Annotated in this window: 10 protein-coding genes and 3 pseudogenes; 7 read left to right on the top strand and 6 right to left on the bottom strand. The window is 67.3% G+C overall.

Features of this window, described 5'->3' with window-relative positions; translation table 11 throughout:
* Nucleotides 1–2: 2 nt before the first annotated feature.
* Both C4J65_RS35400 and C4J65_RS35395 read left to right on the top strand, forming a co-directional pair.
* Complete coding sequence (locus C4J65_RS35400; RefSeq protein WP_115746132.1) at nt 3–362, top strand: hypothetical protein; 360 nt, start codon at nt 3–5, stop codon at nt 360–362.
* Nucleotides 363–1,159: 797 nt separating this feature from the next.
* Nucleotides 1,160–1,995: pseudogene (locus tag C4J65_RS35395) on the top strand (IS5 family transposase).
* 23 nt (nt 1,996–2,018) lie between these two features.
* Here C4J65_RS35395 and C4J65_RS35390 read toward each other — a convergent pair.
* Both C4J65_RS35390 and C4J65_RS35385 read right to left on the bottom strand, forming a co-directional pair.
* The gene (locus C4J65_RS35390; protein WP_115746793.1) at nt 2,019–2,468 is read right to left on the bottom strand and encodes a hypothetical protein; all 450 of its coding nucleotides are present in this window, start codon (nt 2,466–2,468) and stop codon (nt 2,019–2,021) included.
* Between the two features lie 239 nt (nt 2,469–2,707).
* On the bottom strand, nt 2,708–3,091 hold the full coding sequence (locus C4J65_RS35385; protein WP_115746131.1) for a hypothetical protein: 384 nt from the start codon (nt 3,089–3,091) through the stop codon (nt 2,708–2,710).
* Between the two features lie 72 nt (nt 3,092–3,163).
* Here C4J65_RS35385 and C4J65_RS35380 point away from each other — a divergent pair.
* Nucleotides 3,164–3,259, top strand: a pseudogene (locus tag C4J65_RS35380) (IS5/IS1182 family transposase); the annotation flags it as partial.
* An 877-nt stretch (nt 3,260–4,136) separates the two neighbouring features.
* Here the strand turns inward: C4J65_RS35380 and C4J65_RS36270 are convergent.
* A complete protein-coding gene (locus C4J65_RS36270; protein ID WP_162833506.1) occupies nt 4,137–4,418 on the bottom strand; it encodes a hypothetical protein in 282 nt (93 codons plus the stop codon).
* 269 nt (nt 4,419–4,687) lie between these two features.
* On the opposite strand from C4J65_RS36270, the gene C4J65_RS35370 reads away from it, so the two are divergent.
* Both C4J65_RS35370 and C4J65_RS35355 read left to right on the top strand, forming a co-directional pair.
* Nucleotides 4,688–5,659, top strand: coding sequence for an RICIN domain-containing protein (locus C4J65_RS35370; RefSeq protein ID WP_240330598.1), 972 nt, complete (start codon nt 4,688–4,690; stop codon nt 5,657–5,659).
* A 792-nt stretch (nt 5,660–6,451) separates the two neighbouring features.
* Nucleotides 6,452–7,126 (top strand): hypothetical protein, encoded by a 675-nt coding sequence (locus tag C4J65_RS35355; RefSeq protein ID WP_115746129.1) that lies wholly within the window; start codon nt 6,452–6,454, stop codon nt 7,124–7,126.
* Between the two features lie 923 nt (nt 7,127–8,049).
* On the opposite strand, the gene C4J65_RS35340 is transcribed toward C4J65_RS35355, so the two are convergent.
* Nucleotides 8,050–9,099, bottom strand: a complete 1,050-nt coding sequence (locus tag C4J65_RS35340; RefSeq protein WP_115746128.1) for a hypothetical protein — start codon at nt 9,097–9,099, stop codon at nt 8,050–8,052.
* 248 nt (nt 9,100–9,347) lie between these two features.
* Here C4J65_RS35340 and C4J65_RS35335 point away from each other — a divergent pair.
* Nucleotides 9,348–9,794, top strand: a pseudogene (locus C4J65_RS35335) (transposase); the annotation flags it as partial.
* Nucleotides 9,795–9,948: 154 nt separating this feature from the next.
* On the opposite strand, the gene C4J65_RS35330 reads toward C4J65_RS35335, so the two are convergent.
* Nucleotides 9,949–10,872, bottom strand: a complete 924-nt coding sequence (locus C4J65_RS35330) for an AraC family transcriptional regulator (protein WP_115746127.1) — start codon at nt 10,870–10,872, stop codon at nt 9,949–9,951.
* Nucleotides 10,873–10,944: 72 nt separating this feature from the next.
* On the opposite strand from C4J65_RS35330, the gene C4J65_RS35325 reads away from it, so the two are divergent.
* On the top strand, nt 10,945–11,787 hold the full coding sequence (locus tag C4J65_RS35325; protein ID WP_115746126.1) for an SDR family oxidoreductase: 843 nt from the start codon (nt 10,945–10,947) through the stop codon (nt 11,785–11,787).
* A 133-nt stretch (nt 11,788–11,920) separates the two neighbouring features.
* Here C4J65_RS35325 and C4J65_RS35320 read toward each other — a convergent pair whose 3' ends face one another.
* Nucleotides 11,921–12,472 carry an NIPSNAP family protein gene (locus C4J65_RS35320; protein WP_115746125.1) on the bottom strand — a complete coding sequence of 184 codons (552 nt, stop codon included), beginning with the start codon at nt 12,470–12,472 and terminating at the stop codon, nt 11,921–11,923.
* Nucleotides 12,473–12,541 lie beyond the last annotated feature (69 nt).

Raw genomic sequence — 12,541 nt, 5'->3', positions numbered from 1 at the left:
TGATGGCCGCTGCTCTGGCCGCCGGAGGTGTGACGGCCGCGGCCACGGTTCCGGCCGCGGCCGCGCCGGCCCGAGCCCAGGCCTGCTACGACCACTCGGTCGGCTACGAGACGGTCGAATACGGCGAACTGCACAAGTGGCCGCGTACCGGGTGGGCCACGACGAGTCCGTACTGCGCCGACATCAACATCAAGGCCAACGTCATGACCGACGTGAAGGTCTGCTTCCGTGCGACCGGCAGGTGCAACGGGTTCAAGACCGCCTACGCACGCTCCTGGATCGAGGCGGCCACCAACGTCCTGGACAGAACGCAGTACCGCCTGCTGTTCTCCAGCTACAGCGCGGGACTGGCGTCGGCCTGACCGACCGGCCCCTGAACGCCTGATGGCTCCGCTGCCTCCATTCGTACGGAGACAGCGGAGCTCGACGGCGACCGACGTCTCTTCGTCCAGCTCAGCGCAGGGGACCTGGATGAGTAGGACGTGACGCCGCATCCAGACGCGGCTGGACTCGATGACGACGAGGGCGAGCTGAAGACTGCCGACGTCAGGTGTCAACCAAAGTGCGTGAATCGGCTTGTGGGGCGCCGCCTCGGTCAGCTGCCTCGCCGCCGTGGCGGTCTGCTCCCTCGGCAGCCCCGAGGCCACCACGGCTCGCTGGAGCCGTAGGCGGGAGGCATGCCTCGAGACTTCCCTCGACAGCTCCGGCGGATAGGCTCGATCAGCTCCGCGAGGTCGCCGAAGCCCTGGTCTGGGCACCGAGGAGTCGTCGATGCACCATCCGGACCCTCTGTATGCCGCGCGGCTCGCCACGTATGGGGCCGTGGCCACGCGTCTGTCCCTTGTTTCGAGCAGGGGACCTGCCCGCAACGGGGTACGTGCGCTCAAAGAGGTCCGTCCGACACCGTTCAGCGAGCGATCACGCCATAAGGAACTACCTCTCAAAGAGCGTTTTGTCCCGACAGGGTTGATTAGTGACATTTCGCGAGCCGATCCGGTATGGGACCTTTGGGGCAGACATGCCTGATGGGAGACGTGGGGTTCGTGTCGACAGTCGGCAACCCGTTTCGTTCCGTCCGCTCCTGTCTGATCCCAACACGCCCCCGGTGGACCTCGTTTGCGCCCTGGGGAGACGGTCTGCTCGACGGCACAACCGAAACATGACGCGACACCGCCCGTATCCCAGCGACCTGTCCGATGCGCGCTGGGAACTGATCTGCCCCACACTCTCCGCCTGGCGGGCCGACCGGAGAGGCAAGGGTCTGGACATCGGCCGCCCGCCCGAGCACGACCTGCGCAGCATCATGAACGCCATCCTCTACGTCGACCGCACCGGCATCCCCTGGCGCTACCTGCCGCACGACTTCGCCCCCTGGGAAACCGTCTACGGCTACTTCGCCGCATGACAGAAGGAAGGCGTCTTCGACCAGCTCAACGGTCTCCTGCGGCGCCTGGTCCGCCAGGCCGAAGGCCGCGACGGCGAGCCGACTGCCTGCGTGCTGGACGCGCAGAGTGTGAAGACCTCCAGCAATGTGCCGACGGCAGGCCAGGGCATCGACGCTGGAAAGAAAATCGCAGGCCGCAAGCGCCATATCGGGGTGGACACCATCGGCCTGCTCCTGGCCGTCTGGGTTACCGCGGCAAGCGTTTCCGACAACGTCGGCGGCATGCATCTGATGTCCCACATCGCCGCCACCCACCCGCGTGTGACCAAGGCATGGGCCGACACCGGCTACCGCACCAAAGCCATCGAGCACGGCGCCCGCCTCGACATCGACGTCGAAGTCGTCCAGCGTGAGGCCGGCGTCAAAGGCTTCAAGGTCCCCGACGGTGGGTGGTGGAGCGGACCTTCGGCTGGCTCATGCACCACCGCCGGCTTGCCCGTGACTACGAAACCCACCCCCATCGCTCCGAAGCCATGATCCATATCGCCATGATCGACCTCATAAGCCGCAGACTCACCCGCGATTCCACCCCGAACTGGCGCGACACCTGACGCACAACCTGGCTGCGCGCGCGTCACTTCTGGGTGTTGGTGCTCTCGTGGGCGGCAGTGGCGTCCAGTGCATGTGGCACGACCACGATCTGTACGTCGTCCTCGTAGATGACCCGCCCCGGGTCTACGGAACACAGAGCCCGGCAGTCGACGCCGTGCGCGGACAGGATCTCCAGATAACCGGAGACGCGAGCGAGGAGATGAGTGGCTGACGGCTTGAACCATGCCGCCGCGCCAGGGTTGATCTCATCGTCGTAGACGTGGGGGTCAACGGTCGAGGGGTCGGTGTACGCGGCGTCGTACCAACTGTTGTTGCGGCGGCGGAAATTCTCCTGCTCGTCCGAGAGCTTTCCCTCCCTCGCCAGATTGTTGACGAGTCCGAAAACACCGGTGAAGTGGCCTCGGCTGTTCCGGTGAGGCGCTTGGAACCGTACGTACTGGACGGCTCCACTGTCGCTATCGATCATCCCCATCAGCACATCTTGCCACTGGCCCTCTCATGGCCCAATAGCGTCTCACATTGAGAGAAAACGTACGAAAGGGATGAAACGCTCTTTAAGGGCTGTCCCATAAACGATCTTCGAGGTGGCGGTGTGCTACCCCATGACCGCGCGGGCCGCGTCCAGAAACGCCAGTCGGTTGTCCTCCAAGTAAAGACTGTCCCGTAACCACGGCCCATCCCCGCGGGGCGGGGTGCTCCGCGCTCCCGGGGCTACCCGAAGATGAGCTCGACGTCCTTGTCCACGCAGAACCGCAGGACGGTGATCAACTGCCTGACGTCTTCGATGCGCCGTCGCATGACAGGGTCGCTGTCGTCAGACTGCCGCTGGTCGAGACTCGCTTCCAGCCGGGGCAGCATGGTCGCGCATTGAGCCGGCGTCAGGTCGGGGCCGTCGTCGTCTGGATGGTTGAGCAGTGGCGCCAGCGTGGTGGAGACACTGCGCCACTGGCGCTCTCCGCCGAACCCGTTCATTTCGGAGAGGGTGAACCCCTCGGCCTGAGCCAACCACTTCCTGAACGTGCCGAAGCCGGTGTACGACCAGGAGACGTCCGGACTCGCCACGTCGTCGTCGCCCGGGAAGAGCATCAGTCCCACCTTGTCCCCCTTGGTTGTTCGTAGCTCAGGATCACCGTGAGGAAGGGTGCCGGCAACTGAAATGATCTCCGGATGGCCGGTGTGATCACGGCGTCGGAGCCGTCCTGGATAGCCCCGTTCACCGGGCTGAGCCCACGCTGCTTCGGCAAGCTGGTGACGGCTGTGCGCCCTCCACGCGGCGCACAAGGGCCGCAAGGCGCCGCGACCGGCCTCGATGACCGGCGAGACCACCGCCCTCCCCCGACACACAGCAGCGCGTCGGTCAGTTCGAAAACTTCGTCACGCCGGGCGGTCAGGCACTCGTAGAACTCTCCCCGGAAGCGTGACGCTTCCGCGAACGCTTCCCACCGGACATTGTGATGCAGCAGACTCACCCTCGCGGCATTCGTCGTGGTCACGTGTACTCCTTGGTCGGAGCATATGATCAGACGAAGGCCCCTCCACGACCGGTGACTACCCACAGGTGAGCGAGCCCGTTCGAGACCGTGGCAGCATGTACGGCATGACGACCAACCGAAAGGTCCATGCCGCATAGACGGCCAGGACACATCCGGGCCAGCATCCCGGACCGGCACCAGTCACAACGCTCAAGGCCGGTCATCGACCGCCTCTCCCCGCGAGCGCTGTCCGAGATCGTTCGCCTTGAACGCACGCGGAACTACCTCCAGCCGGGGGACATCAGCGCTGCATTGCGCCTGTGGAAGGATTACGTCCACCGCTCCGAGCCCGAGCTCTGGCACGACGACGAGTTCGGCAACGTGCACTGGTACTGCTGCGGCAACCCTCTCGAAGGCCGTGCCCTACTTGACGGCGTGATCCGAGCAATGTCGCTTCGCGGAGCCCGCGAGCTCCGCAAGATCGTCGAGGAGCTCGACGCCTTCATGGGCCCGCCCGACCCAGCCGCAGACCGCCGAAGACAGAGAACAAGCTGAGTGTCTGTTGCATGTAAAGGCCAACGGAAATCTTGGCTGGACGGGGCAGCGGCCCCGCCGGAGGCGGGGCCGCTGCGTTGGTCTGGGTGCTGATCACGGGAGCTTCTGCCGCTCTAGTACCAGCGCTGGAGTTTGTAGTAGGTCACGGCGCTGCCGCCGGTGCAACGGAGAATCCAGCCTGTTTGAATCTCAAGACTGGTCTTAGCGGCTTCGCACTCCAAGCCCCAGAAGAACTCATCGAGGGTGTGCCAGGAGGCGGTGGCGCCTGTGGGCGCCAGGACGGAGGTGGTTCGGATGCCCTTGTCGGCATCGGCCGCTTGTGCGGGTGCGCCGGCAACGCCAACAGCGAGTGCTGCTGTTAAGGCTGCGGCGGCGAGAGCAGGACGAATGCGCATCTGTTTACCTTTCGTTCCAAGGGGTGGCAAGCCTGGGCAGGCGAGCTGTCCGAGGCGACCTGCCGTCAGCCGGGACGATCTCGACTGAGCAGCCGGGGCACCGCTGAGACTGCTGACCGCTGAGGAACGGGGCAACGGCCACCGGTTGTCCCGGACAGACCCGGACTGTCCGGGCTGGTCAGAGTCTTGTCCGGTTCCCACCCCGGACAGCCAGGCATGGCAGAATCCGCCGTTGCCCCTCCTGCCGAAGCCACAGCAGGATGACCTTCATGGGGAACCTTGAGGAGCTTTCACCGTATGAAGCCCGAGACGCTGCCGGGTTCATCGAGTCGATGCAGCAGCTCAAGGAGCGTTCAGGGCTGACATATCGCGAACTGGAGGCGCAGGCAGCCCGAAACGGTGACGTGCTGGCGCGCAGCACGCTGGCCGATGTCCTGAGGCGGACGAGCCTGCCGCTGCCCAATCTGCTGGCCGCGTTCGTCCGCGCCTGCGGGGACGGGCAGCGGGTCGGCGCCTGGCTGGACGCCAGAGAGCGGATTGCCGCAGGTGACGTTGCCGTGTCCGCCACGGCGCCGACCTCCGTTCCCGAAGTCGACGCCACGGCCGAGACTCAGCTGCGACACGAGGAGTCCACGGGCCCGCAGCCCCGCCGGACCAAGCGACGCACGGTCGCGCTCGCGGCTGCGCTTATGGTCCCGCTGCTCGCCCTCGCCGCCTGGGAGTTACTCCCCGACAGCTCCGAAGCTCCGGGCGCAGGCCCACCGGCTGCTGCGGCCACCGCCTCCCGGACTCCCGCCGACGGCTGGGTCACCATCCGCCCCGCCCGCACGCCCGACCTCTGTCTGACCGACGGACGCGATCGCCATGGCACCTACAACAGTGCCGTCGCCGTCCAACTCCCCTGTGCCCAGGCCGCCGTGCCACGTACCTACCTCGAACCGGTCGGCGAGGGCCTGTACCGCATCCAGTGGCACCACCCCCAGATAGGAAAGGGATGCCTGACGGTCATGGGCGCCGACCAGATCAAGGGCATGCTCGAACCACGTGATGACTGCACGCAAGGCACTCTGTTCCGCTTGGAACCCACCGCCGCTGACAGCGCCGGGGGTTTCCGGCTTCGCCCGGCCCACAGCAGCCGGTGCATCGGCATCCTCGGCAACGACACCGCCGAGGGTGCCGAAGCGATCGAAGAACCATGTACCGGAGCAGCCGACCAGCGCTTCCTCGTCCGAACGGACTGACCACCCGTACCGCGGCTGGCTGTGGCTTCCGAGAATCTCGGGCCGTGACGGGACGGAACAGCAATAGCAGCCACGGGCACCCGAGTGACTTCAGAACTCGCCGACATTCAGAGGCACGCAGGCCGTCAGATGGCATCCGAACTCCTGGACAAACGACACTCGTTCGGAGTTGAGCGGCCGGGCCAGCACCTGAACGAGGCGCCAGACGGCTTCGTGCTCTGCGGTGTGCTCTCGCCACGCCCGAACGGGCCACCGAATGCCTGGATCCGGGGCCGGGATGGCCGCGTACGTGGAGGGTGACGTGGAAGACCGGCAAGTCCGAGGTCATCATCCCGGTGAAGGACCTGTCGGCGGGGCCGGCGATGGCATCGGTGCCGGTACGGCGGTTTGCCTGGCGGACCGGTCAGCGTCACCGGCCTGGGCTGGAGTGCCTGGTGACGACCCGGTCGGCAGCACGGGTTCGCGAGCCTGGCCGAGCTCTGGCTGCTGCTGGTGCCGGACTTCGTCGGCGGGTTCGACGAGGTGCTGTGCCAGCCGCTCCGTCTGCGGTTTCCTCCTCGGAAGGCAAGGGCTCGCACATTCCGGACTTCCTCTTGCTCGCGGCGGGAGCCTCGTGGCCTGCCCGCAGGGCCGAGGCCAGGCCAGCGACGACATGTTCGTGGGCAGATTCCGGCCCAGGAGGAGAACCTCAATGAGGGCCCGGGTGCCGTCTCGCTCGCCGTGGATCTTACGGGCCTGGTCTCTTGCGGTCGGTCTGCCGGCGGTCGACTGTTTGAGGGGCCGTCATGATGGGTGAGCGAGGACCTGTTGAGGGGAGCGGATCCAGTGAAGGACCGATTGAGCCGGAGGAGGCACAGAAGGTGGGCGCTTCTGTCGGCCGGCCTTGTCCTGGGTGCCGCGGGGGCCCTGGTCGGGGCACTCAGCTACTTTGACGTGATCTTCAGCAAGGAGCCGAGTTATCAGTTCTGTCCGTCCCGCAGTGCTGACACCACGCCGATCATGCCGTCGCAGTTGAGTGAAGAGGGAAGTGAATACCGTGGGCCAGGGCCGCATCACGTCCACGTCACTGGCCCTCAGGGAGGTGACAGTACACGTCAAGCCCTGCCCAAGAAGTGGACGTTTCCGCTGGACGGCGGGCAGTACGTGTTCAGGTCGGTGCAACTCGTCGTCTGCGAGTACGAGCACGAGGTGCCCGGCGTGTCCGGGACACCCTGCTCCTACGTAGTCCCCGAGACCGGCCAGAAGTACCAGTTCACGACCTTGCCCGCGAAATACGAGTACAGGGTTTACGAGGCAACGACGGGAGAGCTGGTCAAGTCGTTCGATGTGAAGGGCAAGGAGGGGACGGGTGACTGCACGGACAGTGTGTTGGTCGACCCTGCGATGGCTACGACGAACCTGGCTGCTCCCGACATGACCGAGGTCGAACGTCAGCTGAGACCGCTGGTCGAAGGTGATGTGCCCTGACGACCACCGTCAGGACTCCGGCGCGGCATCTCGCGCCGCACAGCGAGTCGTTGCGGGCGCCCTGGTGCGCGGCGTCGGTGATGGCGCGCTGCTGGAAGGTCGACTCGTTCCGAGTGATCCCGTACGGGTCGGGCCGGTCGTCGAGATTGGTGTCGCCGACGGCTCTGGCACCGGGGTGTCCTCCCCGGTGGCGGTGTGGTCGGGCAGGAGGTCGGCGACCGTGGTGCCGGGGCGCCGCGGCTGACACTGTGGCCGCCGGGTACGGCGGCGCCGGAGCGGCTTTCCAGGTACGCGGTGCGCACGGCGTCGGTCTTCTCGGCCGCCACGGCGGGGCGCCGAGACGCCACCCGCCTTCGCGATGTCCTTGATCCCCCGATCCCGCCACACGAGCAGGCCCTCTTCGAGATCTGGCCGGTCACCCACACCCACCGCACCGGCTCTTCAGCCGCCGACGGCTCGCAGGTGACGTCCGGCCTGCCCCCGGTCCTCGAAAGGGGCCGGGGCAAGCTGGTAGTGCTTGACGCTTCTCACCCTCCCGTCCCTCCAGCCAACCTGCCTCGAACAGCTCCTTGCGAGTGCAAGAGAGCACCGGTGGCGCCGTCCCCGCCGTGGCGGTCAGTGTGCTGGCCTTGATCATCGCCGGTCCGTCGGGACGCTGTTCCGAGATGCGTAGCGCATGACGACGATGCGCTGACTCGGGCTGAGGAGGCGCCCGGTCTTCTTCAGCAGGCACCGCACGCCTCCCCCGCGGTGGGTGAAGCCGGCATCGATGACCGCAAGATAGGGCGTGCACCTGTAGATGGTCGTCCGCCCTGGGCCCGTCGTTTGGATCATCTGATAGCTGGCCAAGGTTCCTGCTGACTGGAGAGTCGTTCGCGGTGCCGTTTGTGGCGTGCGCGTCGGCGGAGGACTTCCGCAAGGACTCACTGGATCAGTTCGATATGGGGGTGGGACGGGTCGGCCGGGCAGGCGTGGAGTTGAAGGTTGTGGCCGCCGACGATGTCGATCAATGTGACGTTGCCGTCCCGCGCTCCCAGGGAAGGCGAGGCGGGGTTCGTCGGCTCCTCCTCGGCGATCCAGGTTCCGCTGCCGCCGTCCCATTCCGAGGAAGCGATGGTGAGAAGCGGCACCTCGTCCGTGCCGCACTCAGGGCAGGGTCGGTCGACGGGGTCGCTGGGGTCCCAGCGGGTCCAGCCGCCGGTCTTCCAGCCGGGGGCGTGGCAGAGGTTGTTCAAGTACAGCTCACCCGGGTCGTACGCGTAATTGCTGTACAGCGCAGGGTCGACCGATGCCCATCGGCTCGTGTCTTCCAGCTGGGCGCGCAACTCCTCGGGCAGCTCTGAGGGATTGGGGTAGTCGGTGACCTGCTCCGGTGAGAACAGGCACGGCTCCGGGAGGTACCACTGGGACTGGATGACCGGCGGCTCGGGCGGTGCGTCGAGGACGTCGGTGACGGTGGCGGAGGAGCGCCAGAAGAGTGCGGTCGTGGGGTGGGCGCGTTCGGCGTGATCGAAGGGGCACCACAGGACCTGGAGGAGGTCCGCGTCGGGCGGGCACGGGAAGGGGACGTCACGGGCGTAGAGCTGAGCGACGGGGAGCAGGGGGATCGGGCCGTCGAACCACGGGCGTCCCACCTTGATCCGCTCCCAGTTCTCCCGTTCCTCGGGGGTGACCTCGGGCGCCTCGGGGTCGAGCCGCAGTCGCTCTTCCGCGGCGGCGAGATCGCGGCGTATCAGCCTGACATCGTCCGGCGAGTGGACCGTCTGCGACGCGTGTCTGTCGTGCGGCTCGTCGCAGCGCGGCCACAGCTCGTCGGCGGGCCACAGGAGCGGCCCGCCGACGGAGCTGTCGTGCGCCGTGGGCGACCCCGGCCTCGGGTGCAACCGGGTGGCCGACCGCGCCAGTGCAACCAGTGGAGGGAAGAGTGTGGTGATGTCGAACGGTCGCGGCGGGGTGGTGAATATGGCGTTCATAGCAGTGATGCTGCCAGCGGCGTCTGACAATGGGTGTACCGATCCACGTCAGCTGACACCACTGAGCGTGCCTGAGCCACTATGTGGACCAGAGGAATATGCCGGCGATATGGGGTCCGGCCAGGTAGATGGTCGCGGTCTCCTCTGAGGGGTGTATGCGAGTTGACGGGCGATTTATCGTCACCTGAACGTGTGGGACTGCGGCATCCTTGCCGGTCGGAGGGCTCGGGCGTGCTGGGCTGAGGACCGTGAGCGAGCGCAAGCCCTACAAGACCGACTTGTCCGACGTACGGTGGGCGCCGGTCGAGCCGGTGATCGCCTCGTGGATGGCCGCACACCCCTCTGTCAGCGGCCACCAGGGCCGGTACGAGATGCGGGGAGATCGTCAACGCGCTCCTCTACCAGGGCCGCACCGGCTCCCAGTGGGACCTGCTTCCGCACGACCTGCTGCGCTGGCGGGTGCGGGAGAAGGCGCGGCGGAAGGCGGACCCGAGCCTGGTAGTGCTCGACACCCGGAGCGTGCACGCGGCGGCCGGGGTGCCCGCGGGGTCGACGGGGCGTGACGCGGCAAGAAAGTACCGGGCCGCAAGCGCGGCCTGGCCGTTGACGGGTTGGGGCTGGTGATCGCGGCAGTCGTAGCTGCCGCGTCCGTGCACGACAACGCCGGCGGCATCGCGCTGCTGGACAAGGTCGCAGCCGACGCCGACACCGCGCAGAAGGCCCTGGACAGCTCAGCCGGCGGCCGGAGCGGTTGAGGAAGACTGCCGGGTTGCGCCGGCGTCGGGCCAGGGAGTCCGCTCGTTCAGTCACCGCTCGAGTACCGAGGCGGCCCGTCAGCAGTCTGTCAGCTCACCGGTCCTGACGGGCGTACCGGCCTGGAGCCGATCCGGTAACGCGGGAAAACGCGGTGCTGAAGGCAGTGGCAGAGCCGTAACCGATCTCACGGGCGATCTCGGCGATCGGCTGATCCCCCTGTCGCAGAGCGCGTTTGGCCATGGCCATCCGCCAGGACAGCAGGTACTCGATCGGCGTCAGGCCCACGCGCCGGACGAACCGCTCGGCCAGGACCGATCGTGAGACCCGTGCCTCGGCCGCCAGGGTCGCCACCGTCCAGTGCCGGGCGGCGTTCGCGTGGATCGCGTGCAGGGCAGCCGCCACCGGGGGGTCGCCCAAGCCGGCCAGAAGGCTGGCCGGAGGCTGCTCCAGCGTTCCTGGAGCGCTGCGTAGCGCCTCCACCAGCATCACCTCGACGAGCCGGGTCAGCACCAGCGAAGCACCGGGCCGGTCCGCGCCGGCCTCGTCGCCGATCAGCTCGAGCAGGCGCGCGATCCGCCCGGCGCCGTCGGTGTCCGCCCGCACGTGGACCACGGTCGGCAGCAGGTCCAGCAGGAGATCGGCGTTTTCCGGCTCGATCGCGAAGTGCCCGGCGAGCAACTGCACTGCTGTCCCTCCTTCGCTGCCCAGTCTCAGGTGGTTGTCCCGGGTGCCGGCCAGTGCCCGTTCCCCGTCGACGACGTCCCCGCCGGTGTCCTCGCCGATGTCACTGCTGAAGGTGAAGGCGGGTGGGCCCGACAGGAGCAGGAAGTCTCCCTTCGCGAGCCGGACCGGGGCTCCCTCGCACTGCAGCCAGCAGTGGCCGGCGGTAACCACACCGAAGTTGACGTCGGGGTTGGCTGCGAACCGCAGAGCCCACCGCCCAGAACCCTCGATCTGTTTCCAGAGGACGACGCGCGGGTGCAGCAGACCGATCACGTCGGTCAGCGGATCGGTCATTCGGACTCTCGCTAACTAATGGAAGAGCTTCAATAATAGACAGTCCGGGCCGATGGCGTCGAGACTCGATACATGAGCACACAGACCCGCAAAACCGTCCTGATCACCGGCAGCTCGTCGGGGCTCGGCAAGGCCACGGCCGCGCTCTTCCTGGACCGGGGGTGGAATGTCGTCGCGACGGCCCGCCGCCCGGCGCCGGAGGGCCACCTCGGCCCGGACACCGAGCACCTTCTGACCTGCGCGCTGGACATCACCGACCCGGACTCGATCCAGGCCGCCCTCCGGGACACCCTGGTCCGCTTCGGCCGGCTCGACTGCGTCGTCAACAACGCCGGCGCCGGGCTGTTCTCCGTCTTCGAGTCCACCCCGATGGCGACTGTCCGTGCGCTGTTCGAGACCAACGTCTTCGGGATGATGCAGGTGACGCAGGCCGCCCTGCCGATCCTCGCGGCCCAGGGCAGCGGGTGCCTGATCACGATCAGCTCCGGAGCCGCGATCGTCCCCGAGCCGCTGCTGTCGGTGTACAGCGCCACCAAGTTCGCCGTCGAAGGCTTCACTGAATCCCTGCGCTACGAGGCAGCTGCGCGCGGGGTCTCGGTCAAGCTGATCGAGCCCGGGCTGGTGCGGGGAACCAACTTCCTGGCCCGCACCGCCGAGAGCGCTCAGGCTGTCCCCGTCGCCGCCGGCTACGAAACGCTCGTGCAGCAGGTGATGGGCGCGTTCGAGCAGGAGTGGCCCTACCGGCTCGCGACCCCTCAGACGGTGGCCGAAACCGTCGTCACTGCGGCCGGCGACGACAGCACGCAGCTTCGTTACCTGGTCGGCGAAGACGTCGAGACCTCCGCGCGGATGCGGCGCGAGACCTCCGAGAAGGACTACAACGACTGGGCCCTGGCCCGCGTCGCCGGTCAGTGAGGTCACCGGTCGCCTGCCTCTGGTCCCGTGCAGTCTCAACGCGTTCCATACGGCGTCATCCCCCTGAGCCCGTGGCTGGAGGGATTGTTCCATGGGGCCGGCAGCGTCTCCGCACGGCGGCATTCTGAAACGATCAGTGCGGCTTCACGGGCTCCAGCCGCAGCCGCTGGGTCGGCCAGGGTGCCGGTTCGGCCCGGCCGAACCAGATCCGGACATCCTCTCCGGTGCGAACGGGCAGGCGGGGAAAATCGTTCTCGGCGTGCTCGGTGCGGTGCAGTGCGTGTTCCGGGCCCAGGTGCCGGGCGGCGTACGCGTCGAAGTCGGCCGCGTCGGTGGGATGGCAGACGGTCGCGAGCACCTCGCTCGTCCCCGGCTCCGGTGTGAAGCCCGGGCCGCGCAGCAGCAGGACGTCGTCGCTGTCGATCATGGTGGCGTTCGCGGTGTCGCGGTGCTCGCGCCAGATCGGGCCGGTGTAGAACGCCTCCAGCGCGCGCCGTCGATGCGCCATGTCGGGGAACGCGCGCAGCCAGACGAAGCGGTCCGGGTCGTCCAGATCGCGGAACCGGCCGCCGAGGGTGATACCGACCGCCTGCTGACCGGTCACGAACTCGCGCTCGAACAGCTCGATCAGCGTCTCCCTGGCTCCGGGATGCAGGGTGTACTGCCGGAGTTCGACGATGCTCATGTGGTGGCCTTCACGGTGGGCGTGAGGTCCACGGTCCAGTTGTCGTCCATGCGCGGAGGTTAGGGCCGG

Origin of the sequence: Streptomyces sp. CB09001, assembly GCF_003369795.1 — a bacterium.
In the GTDB taxonomy this organism is placed as follows: Bacteria; Actinomycetota; Actinomycetes; order Streptomycetales; family Streptomycetaceae; genus Streptomyces.
Note: the sequence above shows the minus strand (reverse complement) of the source record. Positions and strands in the feature narration are given on the sequence as shown.